General features: G+C 72.0%; 24 protein-coding genes. 12 read left to right on the top strand and 12 right to left on the bottom strand.

Going from position 1 to position 25,184, the window contains the following annotated elements; translation table 11 throughout:
- Positions 1-106 precede the first annotated feature (106 nt).
- The 6 genes from ASF21_RS05760 to ASF21_RS05785 all read left to right on the top strand — a co-directional run bounded on the left by ASF21_RS05760 (position 107) and on the right by ASF21_RS05785 (position 4,476).
- Positions 107-1,156, top strand: a complete 1,050-nt coding sequence (locus ASF21_RS05760) for an ATP-dependent DNA ligase (protein WP_055767944.1) — start codon at positions 107-109, stop codon at positions 1,154-1,156.
- Positions 1,157-1,205: 49 nt separating this feature from the next.
- Complete coding sequence (locus ASF21_RS05765) at positions 1,206-2,147, top strand: DUF2797 domain-containing protein (RefSeq protein WP_082471260.1); 942 nt, start codon at positions 1,206-1,208, stop codon at positions 2,145-2,147.
- Between the two features lie 45 nt (positions 2,148-2,192).
- Positions 2,193-2,423 (top strand): hypothetical protein, encoded by a 231-nt coding sequence (locus tag ASF21_RS05770; protein ID WP_055767946.1) that lies wholly within the window; start codon positions 2,193-2,195, stop codon positions 2,421-2,423.
- Between the two features lie 72 nt (positions 2,424-2,495).
- Positions 2,496-2,945 carry an FAS1-like dehydratase domain-containing protein gene (locus ASF21_RS05775; RefSeq protein WP_055767948.1) on the top strand — a complete coding sequence of 150 codons (450 nt, stop codon included), beginning with the start codon at positions 2,496-2,498 and terminating at the stop codon, positions 2,943-2,945.
- Between the two features lie 2 nt (positions 2,946-2,947).
- A complete protein-coding gene (locus ASF21_RS05780) occupies positions 2,948-3,388 on the top strand; it encodes a MaoC family dehydratase (protein WP_055767951.1) in 441 nt (146 codons plus the stop codon).
- On the top strand, positions 3,385-4,476 hold the full coding sequence (locus ASF21_RS05785) for a UDP-N-acetylmuramate dehydrogenase (RefSeq protein ID WP_414826601.1): 1,092 nt from the start codon (positions 3,385-3,387) through the stop codon (positions 4,474-4,476). The genes ASF21_RS05780 and ASF21_RS05785 overlap by 4 nt, the downstream gene beginning before the upstream one ends.
- 12 nt (positions 4,477-4,488) lie before the next feature.
- Here ASF21_RS05785 and ASF21_RS05790 read toward each other — a convergent pair whose 3' ends face one another.
- The 4 genes from ASF21_RS05790 to ASF21_RS05805 form a co-directional block, all read right to left on the bottom strand.
- Positions 4,489-4,917, bottom strand: a complete 429-nt coding sequence (locus ASF21_RS05790) for a hypothetical protein (protein ID WP_157365750.1) — start codon at positions 4,915-4,917, stop codon at positions 4,489-4,491.
- A 142-nt stretch (positions 4,918-5,059) separates the two neighbouring features.
- Positions 5,060-6,199, bottom strand: a complete 1,140-nt coding sequence (gene asd / locus ASF21_RS05795) for an aspartate-semialdehyde dehydrogenase (protein WP_082471261.1) — start codon at positions 6,197-6,199, stop codon at positions 5,060-5,062.
- A gap of 53 nt (positions 6,200-6,252) precedes the next feature.
- Complete coding sequence (locus ASF21_RS05800) at positions 6,253-6,816, bottom strand: dihydrofolate reductase (protein ID WP_055767959.1); 564 nt, start codon at positions 6,814-6,816, stop codon at positions 6,253-6,255.
- Positions 6,813-7,592, bottom strand: coding sequence for a thymidylate synthase (locus ASF21_RS05805; protein WP_055769234.1), 780 nt, complete (start codon positions 7,590-7,592; stop codon positions 6,813-6,815). Before ASF21_RS05805 ends, ASF21_RS05800 begins: the two co-directional genes overlap by 4 nt.
- A 145-nt stretch (positions 7,593-7,737) precedes the next feature.
- On the opposite strand from ASF21_RS05805, the gene ASF21_RS05810 reads away from it, so the two are divergent.
- Positions 7,738-11,733, top strand: coding sequence for a Pls/PosA family non-ribosomal peptide synthetase (locus ASF21_RS05810; protein ID WP_414826602.1), 3,996 nt, complete (start codon positions 7,738-7,740; stop codon positions 11,731-11,733).
- Positions 11,723-13,093, top strand: coding sequence for a M1 family metallopeptidase (locus ASF21_RS05815; protein WP_055767962.1), 1,371 nt, complete (start codon positions 11,723-11,725; stop codon positions 13,091-13,093). The genes ASF21_RS05810 and ASF21_RS05815 overlap by 11 nt, the downstream gene beginning before the upstream one ends.
- 97 nt (positions 13,094-13,190) lie before the next feature.
- On the opposite strand, the gene ASF21_RS05820 is transcribed toward ASF21_RS05815, so the two are convergent.
- The 6 genes from ASF21_RS05820 to ASF21_RS05845 all read right to left on the bottom strand — a co-directional run bounded on the left by ASF21_RS05820 (position 13,191) and on the right by ASF21_RS05845 (position 19,781).
- The gene (locus ASF21_RS05820) at positions 13,191-14,057 is read right to left on the bottom strand and encodes a 4'-phosphopantetheinyl transferase family protein (RefSeq protein WP_055767966.1); all 867 of its coding nucleotides are present in this window, start codon (positions 14,055-14,057) and stop codon (positions 13,191-13,193) included.
- A gap of 149 nt (positions 14,058-14,206) precedes the next feature.
- Entirely contained in the window at positions 14,207-14,446 is a 240-nt protein-coding gene (locus ASF21_RS05825) for a hypothetical protein (RefSeq protein ID WP_157365751.1), read from the bottom strand.
- A gap of 163 nt (positions 14,447-14,609) precedes the next feature.
- Positions 14,610-15,578, bottom strand: coding sequence for an NUDIX hydrolase (locus ASF21_RS05830; protein WP_055769240.1), 969 nt, complete (start codon positions 15,576-15,578; stop codon positions 14,610-14,612).
- Positions 15,578-17,800, bottom strand: coding sequence for an RNA degradosome polyphosphate kinase (locus ASF21_RS05835; protein WP_055767971.1), 2,223 nt, complete (start codon positions 17,798-17,800; stop codon positions 15,578-15,580). Before ASF21_RS05835 ends, ASF21_RS05830 begins: the two co-directional genes overlap by 1 nt.
- 75 nt (positions 17,801-17,875) lie before the next feature.
- The gene (gene mshD / locus ASF21_RS05840; protein ID WP_055767974.1) at positions 17,876-18,847 is read right to left on the bottom strand and encodes a mycothiol synthase; all 972 of its coding nucleotides are present in this window, start codon (positions 18,845-18,847) and stop codon (positions 17,876-17,878) included.
- A 226-nt stretch (positions 18,848-19,073) separates the two neighbouring features.
- The gene (locus ASF21_RS05845) at positions 19,074-19,781 is read right to left on the bottom strand and encodes a winged-helix domain-containing protein (protein WP_055767977.1); all 708 of its coding nucleotides are present in this window, start codon (positions 19,779-19,781) and stop codon (positions 19,074-19,076) included.
- 204 nt (positions 19,782-19,985) lie between these two features.
- On the opposite strand from ASF21_RS05845, the gene ASF21_RS05850 reads away from it, so the two are divergent.
- The 4 genes from ASF21_RS05850 (at position 19,986) to ASF21_RS05865 (ending at position 23,166) form a co-directional block, all read left to right on the top strand.
- A complete protein-coding gene (locus ASF21_RS05850; protein ID WP_055767980.1) occupies positions 19,986-20,738 on the top strand; it encodes a hypothetical protein in 753 nt (250 codons plus the stop codon).
- A 232-nt stretch (positions 20,739-20,970) separates the two neighbouring features.
- Positions 20,971-21,570 (top strand): FABP family protein, encoded by a 600-nt coding sequence (locus tag ASF21_RS05855; RefSeq protein ID WP_055767982.1) that lies wholly within the window; start codon positions 20,971-20,973, stop codon positions 21,568-21,570.
- Positions 21,571-21,640: 70 nt separating this feature from the next.
- On the top strand, positions 21,641-22,732 hold the full coding sequence (locus ASF21_RS05860; protein ID WP_055767985.1) for a YgfZ/GcvT domain-containing protein: 1,092 nt from the start codon (positions 21,641-21,643) through the stop codon (positions 22,730-22,732).
- Complete coding sequence (locus ASF21_RS05865) at positions 22,729-23,166, top strand: ankyrin repeat domain-containing protein (protein ID WP_082471263.1); 438 nt, start codon at positions 22,729-22,731, stop codon at positions 23,164-23,166. The genes ASF21_RS05860 and ASF21_RS05865 overlap by 4 nt, the downstream gene beginning before the upstream one ends.
- 54 nt (positions 23,167-23,220) lie before the next feature.
- On the opposite strand, the gene ASF21_RS05870 is transcribed toward ASF21_RS05865, so the two are convergent.
- Together ASF21_RS05870 and ASF21_RS05875 are read right to left on the bottom strand one after the other, a co-directional pair.
- Positions 23,221-23,952 carry a GNAT family N-acetyltransferase gene (locus ASF21_RS05870; RefSeq protein ID WP_055767988.1) on the bottom strand — a complete coding sequence of 244 codons (732 nt, stop codon included), beginning with the start codon at positions 23,950-23,952 and terminating at the stop codon, positions 23,221-23,223.
- Positions 23,949-24,974, bottom strand: a complete 1,026-nt coding sequence (locus ASF21_RS05875; protein ID WP_055767992.1) for a 6-phosphofructokinase — start codon at positions 24,972-24,974, stop codon at positions 23,949-23,951. The genes ASF21_RS05870 and ASF21_RS05875 overlap by 4 nt, the downstream gene beginning before the upstream one ends.
- Positions 24,975-25,184 lie beyond the last annotated feature (210 nt).

Genomic DNA, 25,184 nt, shown 5'->3' on the forward strand with positions numbered 1-25,184 from the left:
CCGGGTCCATCCGGGTCGCCGTTCGCGTGACCGGACCTCCACCGGCGCACGGCGTGCGAGGGGCGGCGGCTGGCCGGATCCGCCTCCGATGCGACAGGATCAGGGCATGACAGAGCTGCCGTTCCCCCTCCAACCGATGCTGGCCAAAGCCGTCGACGCCGTGCCGGACCAGGACAGCGTGCCGGGCGGGCTCGTCTACGAACCGAAGTGGGACGGCTTCCGCGCGATCATCCGCATCCAGGACGGGACGTGCGAGATCGGCAGCCGCGGGTCGAAGATGCTCACGCGCTACTTCCCCGAACTCGTCGACGCCCTGCTCGAGCACCTGCCGGAGCGGTGCGTGGTCGACGGTGAGATCGTGGTGCGCCGCGGCGAACCGGGGGCGGAGCGCCTCGACTGGGAAGCCCTCTCCCAGCGCATCCATCCCGCGGAGAGCCGCATCAGACTGCTGGCGGCCCAGACGCCGTCCTCGTTCGTCGTCTTCGATCTCCTCGCCATCGATGAGACGGACCTCACCGCCCTGCCCTTCCGCGACCGGCGCGAGGCACTGGAGGGCATCGGCCAGTCCTTCGGCGGAGCGGTCCACCTCTCCCAGGTCACGCGCGACGTCGAGCTCGCCCGCCGCTGGCTCGTCGAATTCGAGGGCGCGGGGCTCGACGGCGTGGTGGCCAAGCCCCTCGCGTCCGCCTACGAGCCGAACAAGCGCCGCATGCTCAAGGTCAAGCACCACCGCAGCGCGGACACCGTGGTCCTCGGGTACCGCGTCCACACGTCCGGCCAGGGCGTCGGATCCCTGCTGCTCGGGCTGTACGACGAGGACGGCGTACTGCAGAACGTCGGCGGCATCTCCGCGTTCTCCACCAAGCGGCGGCTCGAACTCGTCGACGAGCTCGAGCAGGACGTCATGCTGGACGACGACGGCGAGGTGCAGCGGGGTGCCACCGAGCGCAGCAGGTTCGCCCCGGGCAAGGACGTCTCCTATGTGCGGCTGCACCCGCGCCGCGTGGTCGAGGTGCGGTACGACCAGATGGAGGGCTCCCGCTTCCGGCACACGGTGCAGTTCGAGCGCTGGCGGCCCGATCGCGACGCCGGCTCCTGCACCTTCGACCAGCTCGAGATCCCCGCAGCCTACGACCTCAGCCGGGTCCTGGCCTGACCGCGCCGCGCGGCCCGTCGCCGTCGTCGGTGACGCCTAGGCTTGGACGATGACTCCGATCCTCCTCTGCGGCGGCCCGACCTGGGGGGCCTCGGTCCCCGCCCTGTCGCTGCATGCCGTGCCCGGGCAGGGCGGGGCGGAGGACGTCCCGGGCGTGCCGGACGGGGATCTCCCGCTCGACGTCGGCACCCGGGTGGCCTTCGAGGTCGCCGGGGAGGACCGCTACTGCCTCGGGTTCCACCGCGTGCACGGCCGCGACGACCGCACGTGGGTGCGCTGCGTCGGCCAGGCGCCGGCGGACAGGGGCCACCAGTGCGGCCGGTGCTTCGTGCAGGACGATCTGCGGTTCATGCATGACATCCACCGCTCGGGGATCGCCCCCGCCGGGCTCAAGCGCTATCTCGAGCAGCCGCACTGGCTGTACGTCGCGACCTTCGCCGACGGCGCCACCAAGGTGGGGACGGCATCGCACCTGCGCAAGCACGCGCGCCTCGTGGAGCAGGGCGCCGTGGTGGCCCAGTTCGTCGCGCACGCAGCGGACGGCCGCGTGGTGCGGGTCCTCGAGGACGAGGTCACGCGGACCGTCGGCCTGCAGCAGGCGGTGAGGTCCGGAGCCAAGGCCGCTTCCCTGTGCACGCCGCTGCCGATGGCCCGGCTCGAGCACCTCAACGACGGGTTCGCCCTGGCGGCGCGCGGCCTGCTCGACGGCGGTCTGGGGATCGACGGCTACGAGGTGGTGCACGAGGAGTTCGAGCCGCCGCCCTCCTGGGGCGCCGTCCTCGGGCACCCCGCCCTCCAGCCCTACCCCGAGCCCCTGACGCATGGCCGGCACGGCTTCACCGTGCGTCAGGTCCTCGGTCCCTCGGCGCTGGTCGCGATCGACGGCACCGAGGTACTGTTCGTCGTCGATCTCGCGCAGCTGAAGGGCAGGCGTCTCCGCTTCGGGGACTTCAGCACGCCCGTCCCTGCCGTGCAGGAATCGCTCTTCTGAGGTCCCGCCCGTCGGCAGCGACGCGGACGGCGGTAGAATCGCATCATGCTGAACACGCCCTGGGAGACCGGCTCGGACCTGTACCGGAAGCTGGTGGTCTCCGCACTCGTGACCACGGGTATCGGCATCCTCATCGCGGTCCTCGGCGCGGCGACCGACCAGAGCGTCCTCGTCGTCACGGCGATCCCGATCATCGTCGCCGGTATGGTCTGCCACCTCGCCGGCATGGTGGTGCGGTCCCGGGACGTACGCCGCCGCCTGCGGGACCGCAGCTGACCCACCCCGGCTCCGTCCGCCGGTTCCACCCTGCGCGGCCGTCCATCCTGTCCCCTTCCATCGGAGGATCCATTGACCATCGACCCAGACCTGCAGGGACGCAGCTACCCTGCGGGTGAGATCTACTCCGTGGGACGCGAGGCCATCCGCGACTTCGCCCGGGCCGTCAAGGCGACGCACGCCGCGCATTTCGACGTCGACGCAGCGGTGGCGCTCGGACACGCCGACCTCGTCGCGCCGCCGACCTTCGCGATCGTCGTCGCGCAACGGGCGGATGCGCAGCTGATCGCGGACCCGAGCGCGGGCATCGATTTCACGCGCGTGGTGCACGCGGACCAGCGCTTCGTCCACCACCGTCCCATCGTCGCCGGTGACGAACTGGTCGCCGAACTGCACGTGGACCAGGTCCGTGCGATGGGCGGGGGCGCGATGATCACCACGCGCGCCGAGATCTCGACGGTCGACGGCATCCACACGGCGACGACGACGTCGTCGCTCCTCGTCCGCGGAGAGGACCAGTAGCCATGAGCGCACGATTCGCCACCCTCGAGGTCGGTCAGCAGATCGGCACCCGCACCATCGACGTGACGCGGCAGGACCTCGTCCGCTATGCCGGTGCGTCCGGGGACCTCAACCCGATCCACTGGAACCAGTCCTTCGCGGAGGGAGTGGGCCTCCCCGGCGTCATCGCCCACGGCATGTTCACCATGGGGGCCTCCGTCCAGCTGGTGACCGACTGGTGCGGGGACCCCGCCGCCGTCGTGGACTACCAGACGCGCTTCACCAAGCCCGTGGTCGTCGAGGACACCACGGCCCGTCCCGGCGAGCCGGGCGCCGTCGTCGAGGTGACCGGCACGGTCGGCGCGCTCGACGCCGAGCGGTCGACCGCGCGCATCGACCTGACCGTCACCTACGGCGGTCAGAAGGTCCTCGTGAAGGCGCAGGCCGTGGTGAGGCTGCCATGAGCGCCCCCGTGACCGGCCCGCGCCTGGCCGACCTCACCACCGCGCGCGTGGGCGGTGCCGCCCGGACCCTCGTGGAGGCGGCTACCGAGCAGGAGATCGTGGCGGCCGTCCGGGCGGCGGACGCAGCGGGCGAGCCGCTGCTGATCGTGAGCGGGGGATCGAACCTGCTGATCGGCGACGACGGCTTCGACGGGACCGTCGTGCGCATCACGTCCTCGGGGTTCACCGTGGACGACGACGACGCCACCTGCGGCGGGGTCATGGTCAAGGTGCAGGCCGGCCACGACTGGGACGACCTCGTCCGGTACACCGTGCTCCACGCGTTCTCCGGGCTGGAAGCCCTGTCCGGGATCCCGGGCTCCACCGGGGCGACGCCGGTGCAGAACGTGGGCGCATACGGCTCGGACGTGGCGCAGACCATCGCGACGGTCCGCACCTTCGACCGCGAGACGGACAGCATCAAGAGCTTCACGAACTTCGAGCTCGGGTTCGGCTACCGGGACTCGCTGCTGAAGCGCAGCACCGTCGGCGGGTCTCCCCGCTACGTGGTCCTCTCGGTGGAGTTCCAGCTCGGTCTCGGCCGGATGAGCAAGCCCGTGCGGTACGCGGAACTGGCGGCCGCCCTGGGTATCGGGGTGGGGGAACGGACCTACGCGAACGATGTCCGCCGGGCGGTCCTGCGCCTCCGTGCCGGCAAGGGGATGGTGCTCGACGCACCCGATCCCGACACCTGGAGCACCGGTTCCTTCTTCACCAACCCGATCGTGTCCGAGGACGTCGCCGCAGCGCTTCCCCCCGATGCGCCGCGCTATCCCGCCGGTCTCGAGGGCCAGGTGAAGCTCAGCGCGGCGTGGCTGATCGAGCGGGCGGGCTTCTCGAAGGGCTTCGGCCTCGGGGACGACGACGGATACGCCGCCGCTGAGGGCCGGGCCTCCCTCTCGACGAAGCACACGCTGGCGGTCACGAACCGGGGCGGGGCCACCACCTCGGACCTGTTGTCCGTGGCGCGGCTCGTACGGGACGGCGTCGAGGCGCGATTCGGCATCCGCCTCGAGCCCGAGCCGCTGCTCATCAACTGCTCGCTCTGAGGCGAGGACGGGTCACAGGGCGGGAGAGCGCCGGGCCTGCTCAGCGGCGGCCCGGGTGAGGACGACGTCGTCCCAGCTGTCCTCCCGCTGCACGAGCCGGCGCGAGCACAGCCACTGGGCCAGCCGGGAGGCGACGCTGATCTGGGCCAGCCGGTCGTGGAAGTCGGGGAGCAGCTGCGGGACGGCGAGGAAGTCCGGGAGCGCGTGGAGCAGCTCCCGCGCTCCGAGGAGCCGTGCGTAGGGAGCCTCGGCGTCGAACTGGCGTTCCAGCTCGAGCAACTCGCGCGCGGGTCCCTCGAGCCCCGCGGCGGCCACCTCCTCGAGGTATCCACGGAGGTGGGACTGGACCCGCTCGTAGCGCAGCAGGCTCTCCGGATGCCGGGTGTGGCCGCTCACGGCGAAGAAGCGCCGGAGGATGGTGTCTGCGTTCATCGGGTCCATGCGCCCATGGTGCCGCCGCCCACCGACTTTTTCAGACACCCGCCACGACTGCCCCTGCCGGTCCACCGGGTTGCCCGGTCCCGCCCGCCGGGGGACGGGCGGTGTCCTCGCCGTCGTCGGACCCTGCGACGGGCCGTGCGGGCTAGAGGTTGCCGGTCGCGATCATCAGCATGCGGCGCAAGGGCTCGGCCGCACCCCACAGCAGCTGGTCACCGACGGTGAACGCACTGATGTAGTCCGGGCCCATCTCGAGCTTGCGGATACGCCCCACGGGGACGGTCAGCGACCCGGTGGCGGCGACCGGCGTCAGGGACGCCAGCGTGTCCGTCTTCGTGTTCGGGATGACGCGGACCCAGTCGTTGTCCGCCGCGATGATCGCCTCGATCTCACCGACGGGCAGGTCCTCGGTCAGCTTCAGGGTCAGGGCCTGCGAGTGCGAGCGCATGGCGCCGACCCTGACGCACAGTCCGTCGAAGGGGATGCGCGCGTCGGTGCCGAGGATCTTGTTGGTCTCCGCGCCCGCTTTCCATTCCTCGCGGGACACGCCGTTGCCGAGGTCGCTGTCGATCCACGGGATGACGGAGCCGGCCAGCGGCACACCGAACTGGGAGGCCTCCAGGCTCGGGTGGCGCTGCTTCGCGAGGATGGCCCGGTCGATGTCCAGGATGGCCGACGCGGGATCGTCGAGGTTCATCGCCACGGTGCCGTGGAGGTCGCCGAACTGCGTGAGGAGTTCGCGCATGTGCCGGGCGCCGCCGCCCGAGGCCGCCTGGTAGGTCATGGACGTGCCCCACTCCACGAGACCGTTGCGGAAGAGCCCGCCGAGGCCCATCAGCATGCAGGACACGGTGCAGTTGCCGCCGATGAAGTCGCGGACGCCGCCCGCGAGGCCCGCGTCGATCGCGGACCGGTTGACCGGGTCGAGGACGATCACGCTGTCCTGATCCATGCGCAGGGTGGAGGCGGCGTCCAGCCACAGCCCGGACCAGCCCGCGTCGCGCAGCTTCGGGTACACCTCGGAGGTGTAGTCGCCACCCTGCGCCGTCACGATGATGGGGAGCGTGGCGAGGGTCTCGACGTCGTAGGCGTCCTGCAGGGGGTCCGCGCCGTCGGCGAAGGACGGCGCCGCGCCGCCCGCGGCCGACGTCGAGAAGAACACGGGGTTGATGCGGGCGAAGTCGCCCTCGTCCTGGAGCCGCTGCATGAGGACCGAGCCGACCATGCCGCGCCAGCCGACGAATCCGACGGACGGCAGGGCGGCGCTCTCGGGTGCTGAAGTCATACGCCCAGTTTAGGCGGGAGGGGGAGTCCGGCCCGCTTTGTGACCGGCCCGGCTCAGTCCTGCCTCGTCCAGAGACTGATCCGGTACCGCGGACCCCTGGAGGACTCCAGCCAGCCCGTCTCGGGCGTCAACGCGGTGAGCGACCAGTCCGGACCGAGGGCCGGCGCCAGGGTGTCACCCTCCGCGGCATCCTCGACCACCGTGACCAGGGCGGCGTGGGCGTGGGCCATACCGTCGGCGTACACGCGCCCGCCGCCGATGATCCAGACCTCGTCCGCTCCCGGGGCAGCCGCAGCCGCTGCCAGCGCGGCGTCCAGCGACGGGACGACGACGGCGCCGGGCAGATCGGTGACGGAGGTCGAGATGACGATGTTGGTGCGGTCCGGCAGGGGCCGGAAGCGCTCGGGGAACGATTCCCAGGTGCGGCGGCCCATGATCACCGGGTGCCCCGTGGTGGTCGCACGGAAGTGCGCGAGGTCTTCGGGGACGTGCCAGGGGATGCCGCCGTCCTTCCCGATCACCCCGTTCTCCGTCTGCGCCCAGATCATGCCGATCACGGGCCTGGCCCGGACCGCGTCGGAGACCGTCACGGCCCGGGGCGGGCTGTCCTGGCTCATACCGCGACCGGCGCCTTGATGGTGGGGTGGTGCCGGTAGTCGAGCACGGCGAAGTCCTCCAGCTGGTAGTCGAAGATGCCGGCCGGCTTCCGGGTGAGCTCGACGCGCGGGTACGGGTACGGGTCGCGGGACAGCTGCTCCGCGACCTGCTCCACGTGGTTGTCGTAGACGTGCACGTCCCCGCCCGTCCAGATGAACTCGCCGGGCTCGAAGCCCGTCTGCTGGGCGACCATCAGGGTCAGCAGGGCGTAGGACGCGATGTTGAAGGGCACGCCGAGGAAGGTGTCCGCGGAGCGCTGGTACAGCTGGCAGGAGAGCTTGCCGGGAGTGCCGTCCTGGCCGGGTGTCACGTAGAACTGGAAGAACACGTGGCAGGGCGGCAGGGCCATGTCCTTGATCTCGGAGACGTTCCAGGCCGAGACGAGGTGGCGGCGGGAATCGGGGTTGGTCCGCAGGGCCTCGACGACCTGCGCGATCTGGTCGATGTGCCCGCCGTCGGGCGTGGGCCACGAGCGCCACTGGACGCCGTACACGGGGCCGAGCTCGCCGTCGTCGTCCGCCCACTCGTTCCAGATGGAGACGCCGCGTTCCTGGAGCCAGCGCACGTTCGAGTCGCCGCGGAGGAACCACAGCAGTTCGAGCGCCACCGACTTGAAGTGCACGCGCTTGGTGGTGATCAGCGGGAAGGACTCGGCGAGGTCGAAACGCAGCTGGCGGCCGAAGACACTGCGGGTCCCGGTGCCCGTCCGGTCGCTCTTCGCCGCGCCGTTCGCCATGACGTCGCGCAGCAGGTCCTCGTACGGGGTGGGGATGGGGGAGCTCACCCGGCAAGTCTAGAGCGGATGAGGCGCCGGTAGACTTCCGGGGCCGGGGGAGAGCGCCGGTCATCTGCCGTTCACCTTGCACCGGAAGACTCCAGCCGTGACCATCCCCCCGCCCGAGGCAGCCCCCACCGTCGATCCCGCCGTCGATCCCGCCGTCGATCCCGCAGTCGATCCCGCCGTCGATCCCGCCGTCGACCCCGCTGTCCGGCAGGCGCAGTTCGCCGCCGCCGGACGCGCGCCGGAGCCCCGGACGCTGCTGGGCATCCTCCACGCGACCGCCGCGGCACACCCCAGCGCCTCCGCGCTCGACGACGGCACCTCGGCCCTCAGCTACGCGGAGCTGGTTGCTGCCGCGCAGGCGTTCGCCGGCACCCTCCGGCGGGCGGGGGTCGGCCGCGGGGACTCCGTCGGCGTCCGCCTGCCCTCGGGTACCAGCGAGCTGTACATCGCGATCCTCGGCGTCCTCGCGGCGGGCGCGGCCTACGTCCCCGTGGACGCCGACGATCCCGACGAGCGTGCGCTCGTCGTCTTCGCCGAGTCGCGGGCCGCCGTCGTCGTCGGGCCGGGCCTGGCGCTCACCCCCGCGGGACGCCCCCGGGGGATCGACGGAGGACCGACGCCCGACGACGACGCCTGGATCATCTTCACCTCCGGCTCCACCGGCACGCCCAAGGGGGTCGCCGTCACGCACCGCTCGGCCGCGGCCTTCGTCGACGCCGAGGCCCGCCTGTTCCTGCAGTGCGAGCCGATCGGCCCCGCCGACCGCGTGCTGGCGGGCCTGTCCGTCGCGTTCGACGCCTCGTGCGAGGAGATGTGGCTGGCCTGGCGCCACGGTGCGTGCCTCGTCCCGGCGCCGCGTGCCCTCGTGCGGACCGGCGTCGACCTCGGTCCGTGGCTGATCGCCCGCGGCATCACGGTCGTGTCCACGGTGCCGACCCTCGCAGCCCTGTGGCCCGAGGATGCGCTCGAGAACGTCCGGCTGCTCATCTTCGGCGGCGAAGCCTGCCCGCCGGACCTCGCGCAGCGCCTCGCCGTGCACGACCGCGAGGTGTGGAACACCTACGGGCCCACCGAGGCGACCGTCGTCGCCTGCGCGGCGCGCCTCGGCGGTGGTGGACCCGTCCGCATCGGTCTGCCGCTGGACGGCTGGGACCTCGCCGTCGTCGACGGATCGGGCGTGCCCGTGCCCGAGGGCGCCGTCGGCGAACTGATCATCGGGGGAGTGGGCCTCGCCCGCTACCTCGATCCTGCGAAGGACGCCGAGAAGTACGCGCCGCTGCCGACCCTCGGCTGGGACCGCGCCTACCGCTCCGGGGATCTCGTGAAGCTGGAGGCGGCGGGGCTGGTGTTCGTCGGCCGCGCGGACGACCAGGTGAAGCTCGGCGGGCGGCGCGTCGAGCTCGGGGAGGTCGACGCCGCGCTGCAGGCCCTCCCGGGCATCGCCGGGGCGGCCGCCGCCGTGCGGACGACGCCGTCCGGCAACCAGCTGCTCGTCGGGTACCTCGTCGCTGCCTCCGCCGCCCCCGACGTCGCGGTGCTCCGCGCCCTGCTGGCCGAGCAGCTCCCCGCGGCCCTCGTGCCGCTCCTGACCGTGACCGACGCGCTGCCCACCAAGACCAGCGGCAAGGTGGACCGGGACGCGCTGCCCTGGCCGCTTCCCGGCAGGGAGGAGGCCGGGGGCGCGGCGGCGCTCGAGGCCCTCGACCCTCAGGTCCAGTGGATCGCCGACCAGTGGGCCGCCGTGCTCGGCACCGTCCCGGTCGACGGGGACGCCGACTTCTTCCTCCACGGTGGCGGCTCCCTCGCCGCGGCCCGGCTCGTCTCCCTGATCCGCGCCCGCTACCCGGTCGTCACCGTCGCGGACGTCTACGCGCACCCGCGGCTGGGCGCGCTCGCCGCGCTCGCGGCGAGCACGGGCGACGGCGTCGAGCAGCAGGCCGCCCCCGTCCGGACCGTGCGGCGCACCAGCTGGAGGGCGCAGGCCTTCCAGACCCTCCTGGGGATCCCGCTGCAGTTCCTCGCGGGCATGCGCTGGCTGACGTACGCCATGATCGCGACGAACGTCCTGGCCGGCCTCGGCGTCCTCACCGCGGCGCCCACGGTGTCGTGGCCCTGGGTCGCCGCGTCCTGGCTGGTCTTCGTGAGCCCCTTCGGCCGCATGGCCCTCTCCGTCGCCGCCGCCCGTGTCCTGCTGCGGGGCGTCCGGCCCGGTGTGTATCCGCGGTCCGGCAGGGTGCACCTGCGGCTCTGGCTCGCCGAGCAGATCTCGGACAGTGTCGGCGCCGTGGGTCTGGCGAGTGCCCCGTGGGTCCCCGTGTACGCCAGGGCCCTCGGGGCGAGGATCGGGCCCGACGTCGACCTCCACTCCGTCCCGCCCGTCACGGGGTTCCTGACGCTCGGTGCAGGCGCCTCCGTGGAGCCGGAGGTGGACCTCTCCGGCTGGTGGATCGACGGCGACCGCGTCCACATCGGCGCCATCGACGTGGGCGCCGGTGCCGTCGTCGGTGCCCGCAGCACCCTGATGCCGGGCGCGCGGGTCGGCGCCCGGGCGGAGGTGGCACCCGGATCCGCGGTGCAGGGCGCGGTGAAGGCCGGACAGCTCTTCTCCGGGTCGCCGGCGGTGCGGGAGGGCCGCGCCCGGCAGGACCGGCCCGACGCCCCGCCGCCCCGCTCGCCGTTCCGTGCGCGCATGGCGTTCCTAGCCTTCGCCGCAGCATCCGGTGCGCTGGCGCTGATCCCGTTCGTCGCGGCCGTCGTGGCGTCCCTGCCCGTGGTGGCGGCCCTCCGGGGTGCGCCGTCGCTCGCCGCCGCCTGGCCCACGCTCGTCGGTCCGGTGGTCCTCGCCGCCGTCCTGTGGCTGCTGGTCAACGCGCTCCTCGTCGTCGTCACCGTGCGGCTGCTCGGCCTCGGACTGCAGGAGGGCCACTACCCGGCACGCAGCCGCACCGGGTGGCGGATCTGGGCCACCGAACGCACGCTCGACATGGCGCGCGACCTCCTCTTCCCCCTCTACGCGAGCCTCGTCACGCCGGTGTGGCTCCGCCTGCTCGGGGCGCGGGTCGGACGGAACGTCGAGGCATCCACAGTGCTCCTGATCCCGGCGATGACGACCATCGGTGAAGGGGCGTTCCTCGCGGACGACACCAGGGTGGCGTCCTACGAGCTCGGTGGCGGCCACCTGCGCATCGCTCCGGCGAAGATCGGCCGGCGCGCGTTCCTCGGCAACTCCGGCATGACGTCGGCCGGCCGGCGCGTCCCGAAGAACTCGCTCGTCGCCGTGCTCTCGGCAACCCCCGCGAAGGCGAAGGCCGGGAGCTCCTGGCTGGGCAGTCCGCCGTCGCGCCTGCGCCGCCTCGCGGTCACGGGAGACAGCAGCCGCACCTTCCGGCCGCCTCCCCGGCTCAAGGCCGCCCGGGCGTTCTGGGAGCTCTGCCGGATCGTGCCGATCATCCTGACGGTCATGATCGCCGCCGCCTCCCTGGTCATCATCGACGCGCTCGCCCTGTGGGCCGGGCACGCGGTCGCAGCGCTGCTCAGCGGCCTGGTGTTCATGGCCCTCGGAGCCGTCGCCGCGGGAAGCGCCGTCCTCGCGAAGTGGCTGCTCGTAGGACGCATCCGGGCGGGGGAGCACCCGCTCTGGAGCTCGTTCATCTGGCGCAACGAGGTGGTGGACACCTTCATCGAGAGCGTGAGCGCCCCGTGGTTCGCCCGCGCCGCCAGCGGGACACCCGCCCTGGTGTGGTGGCTGCGTGCGCTGGGGTCGAAGATCGGGCACGGCGTCTGGTGCGAGAGCTACTGGCTCCCCGAGGCGGACCTCGTGACGCTGGGCGCCGGGTCCACCGTCAACCGTGGCTGCGTGGTGCAGACGCACCTCTTCCATGACAGGATCATGAGCATGGACACCGTGGAGCTCGCTGCAGGCGCGACCCTCGGCCCGCACAGCGTGATCCTGCCCGCGGCGGACATCGGCTCCGGCGCCACCGTGGGGCCCGCCTCGCTCGTCATGCGGGGAGAGACCGTTCCCGCCGGCAGCTCCTGGATGGGGAACCCGGTCAGCTCGTGGACCGGGCCCGGACCCGTGCGTGGGCAGTAGCTCCGAGGGCTCCGCGCCCGATCCCTACACGCCGGGCAACGGCAGCACCGCCTACCGCGTGAAGCACTACGACCTCACCCTGGACTACAAGCTCGCCAGCAACCGCCTCTCCGGCCGTGCGGTCCTCACCATGGCCGCCCACCGCGAACTGCACCAGCTCGAGCTCGACCTGAGCGGGCTGCGGACCACGAAGGTCACCTCCGACACGGTGCGCGTGCGCTCGTTCAAGGAGCGGGCGGGCAAACTGGTCGTCGCCTTCCGCGACCCCGTGCCCGACGACGCCGAGCTACGGCTCGACATCCGGTACGAGGGGAACCCGGCACCCATCAGCGGTACCTGGGGGGACGTCGGCTGGGAGGAGCTCACGGACGGCGTCCTGGTGGCCGGGCAGCCGACCGGTGCGCCGTCGTGGTTCCCCTGCAACGACCACCCCTCCGGCAAGGCGGCCTACCGGTTCACCGTGACCACCGACGCCGGCTACCGCGCGGTGTGCAACGGCGTCCTCGTCGCGCGCATCGCGAAGTCCAGCCGCACCACGTGGGTGTACGAGCAGTCGGAACCGATGCCCACCTACCTCGCGACGGTGCAGATCGGCCGGTACGACCTCGTGGCGCTGAACGACCCGGCGCAGCCCGCCGTCGGCCTTCCCCGCCATGCAGGCGGCGGACGCGGGACGGGGCGTCCCGTTCCCCAGTACGCGGCCGTGCCGGCGGCCCTCGCGCACGCGGCGAAGGCCGCCCTCGGCCGGCACCACGAGATGATGACCGCCTTCGAGGAGCGCTTCGGGCCCTACCCGTTCCCCCAGTACCTCCTGGTGGTGGCGGACGACGACCTGGAGATCCCCCTCGAGGCGCAGACGCTGTCCATCATCGGGCGCAACCACCTCGACGAGGGCTGGGAGGCGCAACGGCTGATCGCGCACGAGCTCGCGCACCAGTGGTTCGGCAACGCGGTCACCACCGCCCGCTGGCAGGACATCTGGCTGCACGAGGGTTTCGCCTGCTACGCGGAATGGCTCTGGTCCGAGGCGAGCGGGGCGACGACGGCGGAGGCGCACGCGCGCTCGACGCACCAGCATCTCGCCCGTGAACCCCAGGACCTCGTGATCGGCGACCCCGGCGCCGCGGACATGTTCGACGACCGCGTGTACAAGCGCGGTGCACTCGCGCTGCATGCGCTCCGGACCGCCGTGGGCGACGACGCCTTCTTCGGCCTCCTCCATTCGTGGACGGCCGGGTACCGCTTCGGTTCGGTCACCACGCCGGACTTCCTCGCCTTCGTGACCCGCACCCTGCCCGGGACCGATGCCGAGGTGCTCCTCGGTCCGTGGCTGCACGCCGCGGCGCTTCCCGCCCTGTAGCGCGGCTCGTCCTTCAACGGTCCACGGCAGCCCGGGCCCACCGCCCTGCTCGACGCGCGCGGCCTGCCGCGCGTCGGCCGAGGGCCACGGCCCGGGACTAGGGCCCGACGGCGACGGCGGCCGCCAGTCCTTGCCTGGTCAGCAGCACTCCGTCGATGCGGTGCAGGTCCCTGACCCGGGCATCGTCGAGGACGTCGAGCTCGTGCGGCTCGAGGGGTCGTGTACCGCGCCCCGGGCCGCTGTGCGCCTCGGCGCCTGCACGCGCACCCGTCGGGGGACCGGCGCCGGCACCCGGGTCCGTGCCGCCGCCGAAGCCGGTCCCGAGAGCCTTGGCCACGGCCTCCTTGCGCGCCCAGAGCCGTGCCCGCGTCGCCGCGCGTCCGTCCGGTGGCGTCCCGTGCACGGCCCTGCGCTCGCGGACCGTCAGGGCCACGTCGTCGAAGCCGTCGAAGTCCACCTCGGTCACGGCGGTGAGGTCCACGCCGAGGCTCTGCGGCTCGTCCGCCCGGTCGCCGATCGCGGTGAGGCCGCCGACCAGGACGAACCCCGCGGCGCGGGAGAGGCTGAGGGACAGGGGCGTCCGTACGCCGTCCACGGTGTAGCCGGGCCTCCCGTGGTCGGACCCGCCGGCGGGCGAGCATCTCGGGCAGGAGAAGTCCGAGCGGAGGCGTCCGGGGCCGACGTCGAGCAGCTCCGCGGCGAGCTCCCGGAGGGCCGCACGGCCGGCCACGAACTGCGCTGCCCGAACCGGATCGACGAAACGACCGGCGCGCTCACGTTCGAGGGCATCGAGACCGTGGACCTCGTCGAAGCCGTCGAGCCGGGCAGGGGCCCGGCGGCCCGATTCGCCCGACGCATGGGGCGCAGGGTGCAGGCCGGGGGTGGGGCCGGTCCGGAGGAGCCGCACGACGACGCCGGACGGCTGCGCCGGGGAGGCGGTGCCGGGCAGCGAGGGGGACGTCATCACCCCATGATCGTCGATGGATGCTCCGCCGAGGTGGTCCTGCGGACGGGTGCTGGGCGGAGGGTCCCTGCGCAGGGGTGCGACGGCCGGTCCGTGCCGGTGGACCCCGAGTGGCGGACGCCTGGTGAGGGACCCCGGGCGACGGACCCCTAGAGACGGACGTCGAGGAGTTCGCTGCAGACGTCGTCGCGCAGGATGAACGGGCGCGGTCGGTCGGCGTCGGCGCGCCGGCCGTACACGTAGTAGCCGCGTCCCTCCCCGGGGCCGCCGGCTGCGCGGTCGATCGCGTGCACGAGCCGTGGTGTCAGCGGCCCTGCCGGCCCGATGCTCCGGAGTTCCTCGATCTCGTGCGGTGCGAGTCCCCGCACAACGCCTCTCACATCGGCCATCCCTGCGGTTCCCGTCCGTCGGAGCGTGCTGTGCATGAGCTTCCGACCCTAGGGAAGGCTGATGAACCAGGCATGAACGGCGCGGGACCGGCGGATGATCCTCCGTGAACCGATCATCGTCGTGGCTGATCCGCACGGGTGCGCCCGGCACGAGTGCCGAGGTTCAGTCGTCGTACGCCCTGAACTGCTCCACCGAGACGATCCGTCCCTGGTTGGCGCTGCTGACCTGGCAGATCACGGCCTCGCCGGGCGCCAGGTAGGGGTCCTCGACCGGCAGGAGGGCCCGGAGGGTACCGGTCATGTGGGTGCCGAGCACCGAGAAGACCAGGGGCAGTACGGGCCGATGGGTGCAGATCGCCACGGAGCGGCGCTTGTCGAACACCCGCTCGACGGCGGACCGCGCGCGCCCGGGCCTGCGGGCGGCGTCGTGCTCGGTCAGGGCATCCACGAGCTTCAGCTTCGCGCTGCGCTGGGTGACGTAGGGGGAGACGGTCTGGACGCACCGGACCCAGGGGCTGCTGACCACGCGCTCGGGATTCCAGGCCTGCAGCAGCCTGCCGACCGCGATCGCCTGGCGCCGGCCGGTGGCGGCGAGGGGACGCTCGCCCTCGGCACGGCTCCACGACGAGCGTGGTTTCGCCTTCGCGTGACGCACGACGATCAGCGGCCAGGTCTGCAGGTCCTTCGCGCGGTGCGCGGCGACCAGCGCGTTGAGCGGCTCGACGTCGGACGGGTTGCTGAGCATCGTCCGGGCCCGCTCCGGGGCGACCCACTCGAAGCCGTCCACCTCCTTGCCGTCGGGCACGGGCGTGAGCCGCTCGGTCCTCGCTGCCCAGTAGTGCACCGTCTTCCCGCCCGATGTGACCGGATAGGTGATGGTCGCGAGCGGGATGCCGAGCTTGACGCTCACCCCCACCTCCTCGAACGTCTCGCGCACGGCGCACTCGGGCGTCGTCTCACCCGGATCGAGCTTCCCCTTGGGCCACGACCAGTCGCCGTAGCGCGGCCTGTGGATGATCAGGACCTCCAGGGATCCCTTCTCCACGCGCCAGCACAGCGTGCCCGCAGCGATGACCGTGGCGCCACTGCCCGGTGCGGTCTGGGCGGTCGCGTCCTTCGTCGACGTCGCCATCAGCGGCGCGACACCGCTCGCTGGCGCGCCCGGGAGGCGAGCAGCCACGACTGGATGTCCTCGAGCGGTGCGCCGCCGTCGTCCTTGTGGTGGCGGGTCCAGCAACCCGTCTCGTCGAGGTGCCAGCTGGAGACGGCCGGGTTCATGTAGCGGTCCATGAGGGTCATCAGGTAGGAGATGTCCTCCGGTGCGCTCAACTGGACGAGCGCCTCGACGCGACGGTCGAGGTTGCGGTGCATCATGTCCGCCGAGCCGATGAAGACGGCGGGCTCCCCGCCGTTGGCGAACGCGAAGACGCGGGAGTGCTCGAGGAACCGGCCGAGCACGGAGCGCACCGTCACGTTCTCGCTGAGTCCCGGGACGCCGGGGCGGACGGAGCAGATGCCGCGGACGATCACGTCGACCTGCACACCGGCCTGCGAGGCCCGGTAGAGCGAGTCGATGATGGCTTCGTCCACCATCGAGTTGACCTTGATGACCACCCGCGCGGCGAGACCGGCCTGCTTGTTGGCGATCTCCCGCTCGATGCGGTCGATCAGGCCCGAGCGGACCGAGCGCGGAGCGACGAGCAGGCGCTTGAACGTGGACTTCGGGGCGTACCCGGAGAGCTGGTTGAACAGCCTCGAGAGGTCCTGGCCCACCTGCTCGTTCGCCGTGAGGAGCCCGAGGTCCTCGTAGTACCGCGCCGTGCGGGGGTGGTAGTTGCCCGTGCCGATGTGGCAGTACCGGCGCAGCCCGTCGATCTCCTGCCGCACCACGAGGGAGAGCTTGCAGTGCGTCTTCAGGCCCACGATCCCGTACACCACGTGCACGCCCGCCTGCTCGAGCTTCCGGGCCCAGGAGATGTTCGCCTGCTCGTCGAAGCGCGCCTTGATCTCGACGAGCGCGAGGACCTGCTTGCCGGCCTCCGCCGCGTCGATCAGGGCGTCGACGATCGGGGAGTCACCCGAGGTGCGGTACAGCGTCTGCTTGATGGCCTGCACCTTGGGGTCGGCCGCGGCCTGCTCCAGGAACGCCTGCACCGACGTCGAGAAGGAGTCGTAGGGGTGGTGCAGGAGGATGTCCCGGCGGCGCATGGCGGCGAAGACGTTCGCGGCCTTGGAGGTCTCGCTCTCGTTGAGGTGGCGGCTCGTGTGCGGGACGTGCTTCGGGTAGTGCAGGTCGCCGCGGTCGATCCCGGCGATGACGCTGAGTCCCCGGAGGTCCAGGGGGGCGGGGAGGTTGTACACCTCGTCCTCCTCGACGCCGAGCTCGCGCGACAGCAGGGCGCGGATGCTCGGATTGATGTCCGTGGTCACCTCGAGGCGCACCGGCGGACCGAAGCGGCGGCGGAGCAGCTCCTTCTCGAGGGCCTGCAGCAGGTTCTCGGCGTCGTCCTCCTCGACCTCGAGGTCCTCGTTGCGGGTCACGCGGAACAGGTGGTGCTCGAGCACCTCCATGCCGGGGAACAGCTGGTCGAGGTGGACGGCGATGACCTCCTCGAGCGGGATGAAGCGCGCGATCCGCCCGGCGACGTTCCCGGCACGCGGACCGTCCACGGACATGAGGCGCGGCAGCTGGTCCGGCACCTTGACGCGGGCGAAGAGCTCCTTCTCGCTGACCGGGTTGCGGACCACGACGGCGAGGTTGAGGGAGAGTCCGGAGATGTAGGGGAACGGGTGCGCGGGATCGACGGCGAGGGGCGTGAGGATCGGGAAGACCTTCTCCGCGAAGATCTTGTGCAGTTCCGCCCGCGCGGTTTCGTCGAGTTCCTGCCAGGTGGTGAGGTGGATCTGCTCCTCGGCGAGGGCCGGCCGGATGTGCTCGGCGAACACGGCCGCGTGGCGCTGCTGCAGCTGGTAGCCGTCCTGCATGATCTTCTCGAGCTGCTCGATGGGGCTGAGTCCCGCGGCCGAGGGGACGGCGAGACCGGTCGCGATGCGGCGCTTCAGCCCGGCGACACGGACCATGAAGAACTCGTCGAGGTTGGACGCGAAGATGGAGAGGAAGTTGACCCGCTCCAGCAGGAAGAGCTCGGGGTCCTCCGCGAGTTCGAGCACGCGGGCGTTGAAGTCGAGCCAGCTGATCTCACGGTCGAGGAAGCGGTCCGGCCGGATGTCGCCGGAGGGCAGGAGGCTCGGAGCGAACTCGGGGATGTCGATGCGGTCCTGCGTCGCCCGGGCCGGAGCCGTCTCGGACGAGCCGTAGAGCGAGGCACCCCGGGGTGTGGTCTTCGAATCCATGGCGTCTCCTGCAGGTGGGCGGGCATCATCGCGTACCCCGCCCTGATCGGGCAGGGGTACGCCTCGAAAATAACCTTACAAGGTGGCCTGCGCCGCGGTTGGCGCGTACATGACGTCCACGTCCCACCGGGTGAAACCGAGGGTGCGGTACAGCGCGACGGCGGCGGTGTTGTCCGCGTCGACGTAGAGCATGATTGCCTGCAGGCCCTTGCCGTGCAGGTGGTCGATCCCCGCGATGGTCAGCGCCTTGCCGAGGCCCGTGCCCTGCGCCTCGGGCGCCACCCCGACGACGTAGACCTCGCCCATGGCCGGATGCCCGCCGGTGCCCGGGTGGACCTTCGTCCAGTGGAAGCCGAGCAGGGTGTCGTCCGCGGACCGCACGGCGAGCAGGAAGCCCTCGGCGTCGAACCAGTCCTCGTCCAGGCGTGCCTCGAGGTCCGCGCGCGTCGTCGCGCCCTGTTCCGGGTGGTGCGCGAAGGCGGCGGCGTTGACGGCGAGCCAGGCCTCCTCGTCCCGACCGCGGACGAAGGGACGCAGCACGACGCCGTCGGGCAGGCGCAGGGCGGGGACCGACTGCTCGACGGCGGCGCGCGTGAGCCGCATGCGCCAGAGTTCCCGCACGGGTGCGTACCCGAAGCGCGCGGCGAGATCGGCGGCCGCCGAATGGTTGCCGTGGGACCAGCCCCGGAGATCGGTGATCCCTTCGGCGAGGACGGCCTCGATCAACGCCGTTCCTGCGCCCTCCCCCCGGCAGTCCGGCCCGACGACGAGTTCCAGGACGGAGCCGTCGCCCGACCCGCGGGTGATCACGGCGACACCGGCCAGATCGCTGTCCGGCTGGCCCGCGGAGCGCGCGGTGATGACGAGCAGTCGCTCGCCGGCGTCCTCGGCCCGCAGCGTGACGAGGGTCTGCTCCGAGAGGGGAGGGTTGCCGTCGGCCTCGGAGGCTGCCGCGGCCAGGCGGCGGATCTCCTCGAGGGTCGCGGCCGCCGGCGCGCCGGCGATCCTGTCGACGGACCAGGTGGGTGTGTGCTCGACGGCGGTCATGCGCCCAGCCTAGCCCTGCCCCGGTCGGTGCCGGTTTGCCGGTCGCCCGGGCGTGGGGTAATGTCGTGACCTGCTCGAGGGGGATGCACCAGTGGGGTGCCCGCGATACGTTCGACCCGTATGTCCTCCACCATGGTCCCGTCACCGGGACAGCGAAACCCCCTTCCACCCGTGGTGGAAGGGGGTTTCGTCGTTCCCGCGGGGAAAGGTGTCCGCGCGGACCCGGTCAGGCGTCCTGGTTGACCGAGCTGCGGTCCTCGGGGAGACGGGTGAGTGTGAACCGGTACCCGACGTTGCGCACGGTGCCGATGAGCTGCTCGTGGTCCGAGCCCAGCTTCGCCCGGAGGCGCCGCACGTGCACGTCGACGGTGCGCGTGCCTCCGTAGTAGTCGTAGCCCCAGACCTCGTGCAGGAGCTGGTCGCGGGTGAAGACGCGGCCGGGGTGCTGCGCCAGGTACTTCAGGAGCTCGAACTCCTTGTAGGTCAGGTTGAGCGGCTCGCCGCCGACCCGTGCCGTGTAGCTGGCCTCGTCGATGACCACCCCGGAGGCGTGGATCTCGGTGCTGGTCTCCTCGCCGGCAGCGGCGGACCTCGCGATGACCAGGCGCAGCCGGGCCTCAACCTCCGCTGGCCCCGCGGAGTCGAGGACGACGTCGTCGGCGAGCCAGTTGGCCGCGACGGCGGCCATGCCGCCTTCCGTCAGGACGAGGACCAGGGGCGCACTCAGGCCCGTCGCCTTCAGCAGCTGGGTCAGCGACCGGGCGCCCACGAGGTCCTTCCGCGCGTCCACGAGGACGACGTCGCACGGTTCCGTCTCGAGGAGGGCCGTGGGCTCGGCCGCGAGGATGTGCACCTTGTGGTTCAGCAGTTCGAGGGCCGGCAGGATGTCGACGGACGAACCGGTGGTGTTCGTGAGCATCAGGATGTGCGGCATGTGTCCTCCACGGGTCGGGAATGCGCATCATCGGGCAGCGGCGCCACCGCCCCCTGGACGGGTGGGCGAGGCGGGTAGAGATGTGGGCAAGTATAGCCGCAGGCCTCCCCGGCCTGTGATGCGGCGCACGCGACGCTCCCCCAAGGCCGGGCGTCCCGCCGCCGTTTTTCCCGCCGCCCGAGGACGTAGGGCAGTATTGCTGGGATGAAGAGGACGAGTGTGGCCGTAGCGGCAGGGGCCGCGTCGGGGGCGACGGCGGCGATCGTCGGAGCCTCCTATGTCTCGTTGCCGTCGGTGGCGATCGTCACCGGGCTGCTGTGCGTCGTCGCGGCGATCGGCTGGCCCGCGATCCTCCGGGTGCCCGCCCGGAAGAGCCAGGCCGCGGCGATCGGGTCGAGCGCCCTGCTGGCCGTCGTCCTCACGTCCGTCGATCCCGGGCCGTCCTTCCTGACCTGGTTCCCCGCCTCGGTGGCCCTCGGTGTCGGGGCCGTCTTCATGATCCAGCTGATCCGCGGTACGGGACAGAGTTACCGCCTGGAATCGACGCTCGGGGCGAGCTCGGGGGTGATCGCGGTGGCCATGGGATCCGGCTGGGTGGCTGCCGACCGGCTGGGGGTGAACGCCGCCGATTCGGGTGTCCTCCTCGTCACGGGGGTGAGCGTCGTCATCGCGATCGCCGTGTGCCTCCTGCCCCTGCCCGACCGCCTCGTGGCTCCCGCCGCCGTCGTGCTCGCAGGGCTCGCCGGTCCGCTGGGTGCACTCCTGTTCACCGACGTCCCGGCTCTTCCCGCCGCCGTGGTCGGGGTGGCGTGCGGCGCGGTCCTCGCCGGCACCCGCCGTCTCCTGGTGGCCCGCGAGTCCCCCCTCGACACCACCGCGGCGATCGCCGCGGGCGTGGCCCCGGTACTGGCCCTCGGCGCCGTCGTGTACTTCCTCGAGAAGCTGCTCCTGGCCTGATCGTCCTCCGACAGGGCGTGCCGGCGGTCCTCCCGGGAAGCCGTCCCCGCTGCGGCGAGCACGTCCCGGCACGTCGGCGCCCCGCGCTAGGATGGTGGCATGTCCATCCTCGCTCTTGAAATCTTCTTCATCTCGCTGCTGGTCCTCGCCGGTCTCGGCATGGCCGGTTTCGCAGCCCTCGTGATCACGCGCCTCTACAAGGGCCAGAAGTAGCCGATCGGCCCGGAGCCCCATGTCGATCGATCTGCCTACCGACCTCACGCCCGAGCTCGTCCCGCTGTCGTGGCTCCTCGGAACCTGGGAGGGCACCGGGATGCTCGGTGAGGGGACCGCTGAATCGGAGCGCTTCTCACAGCGTGTCGTCTTCTCCCAGCACGGCCTTCCCTTCCTGCAGTACAGCGCCGAGTCCTGGCTCATCGACGAGCAGGGTGCGCAGTTGCGCCCGCTCTCGGTGGAGACGGGTTTCTGGTCGCTGGAGCGCAAGCTCGACGACTCCGACGTCGGCCCGGGCCTGAACCCCGCAGACATCGTCCCCGCCCTGAAGAGCGCCGACGAGGTGGAGCAGTTCCGCAACGACGCCGGCGGGTTCGACATCACGGCGACCATCGTGCACCCCGGCGGCATCGCCGAGCTGTACTACGGCAGCATCAAGGGTCCGCAGATCCAGTTGAGCACGGACCTCGTGATGCGCGGACAGCACTCGAAGGAGTACACCGCGGCCACGCGCCTGTTCGGTCTGGTGGAGGGTGATCTCTACTGGCGCTGGGACGTCGCGGCGGACGGCAACGCGCTGGAGGCGCACGCGTCGGCGATTCTCAAGAAGTCGTCCTGACCCTGCCGCCCGTCCGGCTGCCGCCCGCACCACCGCAGGAATAGTCACGCCCGGGAGGCGTTACACGGTCATGACCGAACCCAGCCCACTCCTTGCCCGTCCCGGCGCCGTCGAAGGCGGGGGAGCGGACTCCCTCGTCGCGTCCCACTACGGGGATCCCTTCCGTGAGCAGCGTGTCCTCGCCGAGGGGAAGGCCGTCGTCGACCTCTCGCACCGCGGTGTCGTCACGGTCGCAGGACCGGACCGGTTGAGCTGGCTCAACACCCTGTCCTCCCAGCTGCTGCTCGGGCTGCAGCCCGGGCAGAGCTCGGAGACCCTGCTGCTCACCGTCCAGGGGCGCATCGAGTACTCGATCCACATCGTCGACGACGGCACCACGGCCTGGCTGATCACCGAGGGTGGGGAGGCCGCACCGCTCGCCGCCTGGCTCGAGCGCATGAAGTTCATGCTGCGGGTGGAGGTGGCGGACGCCACGGGGGAGTGGGCCGTGCTCGGAGCCACCCGGGCGCTGCCCGAGCTGGGACATGACGTCGTCGTCTGGGAGGATCCCTGGCCCGCCATCGGCGCAGGTGGGTACGCGTACTCCACGGTCGAGGCCGGCGCGCACCCCGGCCGCGAGCGCCCCTGGTTCGAGTACCTCGTACCCCGCGGAGCACTGGACACGACCGTGGCCCGGACGGGCCTCGCCCTGGCCGGTTCGTCGGCCGCGGAAGCCCTGCGGATCGCCGCCTGGCGGCCCCGGCCCGGGTTCGAGACCGACGAGAAGACCATCCCGCACGAACTCGACCTCATGCGTACCGCCGTGCATCTCGCCAAGGGCTGCTACAAGGGTCAGGAGACCGTCGCGCGCGTGCACAACCTCGGGCATCCTCCGCGGCGCCTGACCTTCCTGCACCTCGACGGCAGCCAGCACACGCTTCCCGTGGCGGGCAGCCCGGTGCTCAGCGAGGGCAGGACCGTGGGCCGGGTCACCTCCGTCGGTCACCACTACGAGATGGGCCCCATCGCCCTCGCCGTCCTCAAGCGGTCCGTCGACGCCTCCGCGGACCTCCTGGTGCAGGACGGGGACGAGCTCTACGCCGCGGCGCAGGAGGTCATCGTCGCGCCTGACGCCGGCCAGGTGGTCGGACGCGCCACGGGCTTCCTGAGGGCACCGCGGTGACCGGTGTCCAGGGCGGGCCGGGCGACGCCGGGCGGCAGGGGGCGGCGGGCGACGACGGAGCGGCGGCGGCCATCGCCCTGGCGCATGCCCTGTTCGACGCCGCGCGGCAGGGCGACGCCGCCACGCTCACCCGCTACCTCGACGCCGGGGTGCCCTACACGCTGACCAACACGGCGGGCGACAGCCTGCTCATGCTGGCCGCCTACAGCGGGCATCCCGCGATCGTCCGTGACCTGCTGGCGCGCGGGGCCGACGCCGGCCAGGCGAACGACCGCGGGCAGACCCCGCTGGCAGGCGCCGTCTTCAAGGGTCACACGGAGGTCGCGCGGCTGCTCCTCGACGCGGGAGGGGACCCCGACGCCGGTGCCCCGTCCGCCCGGGCCGCAGCGGAGCTGTTCGGCCGGACCGAGCTCATGGCCCTGTTCGACGGGTGACCGCCTGCGGGCACCCGTCAGCAGGGTGCCCGCCGTTCCGGCCTGCCGGGAGGATCACTTCGCGTCGAGGATGACCGACGTCTGGGTCCCGGCGTAGGCGAATCCCGCCCGCAGCGCGGTGCGCTGCGATGCCGTGTTGTCCGTCCGTGCACGCCACTGGGGCACCAGGCCGGCAGCCATGGACTCCTCCAGCGCCACGGCTGCGATGCGCTGGGCGTAGCCCTTCCGCCGTTCGTCGGGCGGGGTGATGACGGCGAGGTGCGCGAGGATCCCCTCCCAGATGTCGTAAGCCGCGCCGGCCAACGGCACCGGCCGGCCCGCTGCCGGCTCGCCGTCGCCCTCCACCAGGACGAAAGGGTGCTCCGACTCGCTGAGGGCGGCTTCCGCGACATCGTCGGGCGGGCACCGGCGTTCGAGATCGAGGACGAGATCCCGCTCGCCCGACACCACTGCCGGAGGGCCGTCGAAGCGGGGCAGCGCGTCGCAGAAGTACAGCCGTGCCTCGCCGAGTCCCCGGCCGCCGTGGTCGCGGCTCAGGGAGAGCAGGGTCGAGTGGCTCCGGAGGTCGGGACCGGTCAGCGTCCTGCCCGCGTCGACCGCCCACCGCGGGCCCTTCAGGATCTCGCGGCCGAACAGGGTCACGAAGGTCAGGACGCCGGTGTCGTCGTCCACGCTGTAGAGGCGATCGCCGCCGTCGTCCTCGAGGGCGCCGTCCTCCAGTCCGAGAAGCCGTGACCAGGCGAGCCGGATGATCGAGACGGTGCCGGGATCGAGTTCCACGGTCACCCGAAGAGGATGGCGGCTTCGTCGTAGCGGTGCTGCGGAACCCGCTTCAGATTGCCGAGTGCGGCCTCGAAGCCCACGTGGGCGATCTCCGTGCCGTTGAGCGAGACCATCGTGCCCCACAGCTCGTCCTTGACGGAATCCACTGCCGCCATGCCGAGGCGCGTGGCGAGGACGCGGTCGAAGGACGTCGGCACACCGCCGCGCTGGATGTGTCCGAGGATGGTGGCGCGGGTCTCGATGCCCGTGCGCGACTCCAGCTCGGGTGCGAGCTGGTCGGCGATGCCGCCGAGGCGGGGGCGGCCGAAGGTGTCCAGTCCGCGTTCGGAGTGGGCCTGCTCCATGTGCGAGGGCACGAAGCCCTCCGCGACGACCACGAGGGGCGCGCGGCCTCGGGCGTTGGCGTCGGAGACCCATTCGGCGATCTGCTCGATACTCGTCTGCTGTTCGGGGATGAGGATGGCGTGGGCGCCGGAGGCCATGCCGGCGTGCAGGGCGATCCACCCGACATGGCGCCCCATGACCTCGGCGATCATGCAGCGGCTGTGGGATTCGCCGGTGGTGCGCAGGCGGTCGATCGCCTCGGTGGCGATCTGCACGGCCGTGTCGAAGCCGAAGGTGTAGTCGGTGGCGTCGAGGTCGTTGTCGACCGTCTTGGGAACGCCCACGATCTTGAGGCCGAGGTCCGTCAGCCGCTTCGCGGCGGCCAGCGTGCCCTCGCCGCCGATCGCGATCACCGCGTCGATGCCCAACCGGTCGAGATTGGCCTTGATGGCCTCCGCGCCGCCCTTGCCCTCGAAGGGGTTGGTGCGCGAGGTGCCGAGGATGGTGCCGCCCTGCTTGGAGATGCCCCGCACGGCGTGGCGGGGAAGGTCGACGACGTCGCCCTCGACGACGCCGCGCCACCCGTCCCGGAATCCTACGAACTCCTGGTCGTACGTCTTGATGCCCTTGAGCACGGCGCCACGGATGACGGCGTTGAGCCCGGGGCAGTCGCCGCCGCTGGTGAGGATTCCGATCTTCATGGGGGGTGGGTTTCCTTCGGAGAGGGGGTGGGTGGTCCGTCAGGAGCACGCCGTCGGGCCCGCCTATGATTCTAGACACACCCCGGCCCGGCCACCCGAACGCGTCACACCAGGCCCGGACCCCCTGCCGGTCCGGCGTCGGGTCTGCCGGGGAGCACGTAGGCTGGGACGGACCGGCGCACGGCGGACCGAGTCCCGCCGAGCGTTCAC

It is taken from the genome of Arthrobacter sp. Leaf234 (assembly GCF_001422665.1).
In the GTDB taxonomy this organism is placed as follows: Bacteria; Actinomycetota; Actinomycetes; order Actinomycetales; family Micrococcaceae; genus Arthrobacter_D.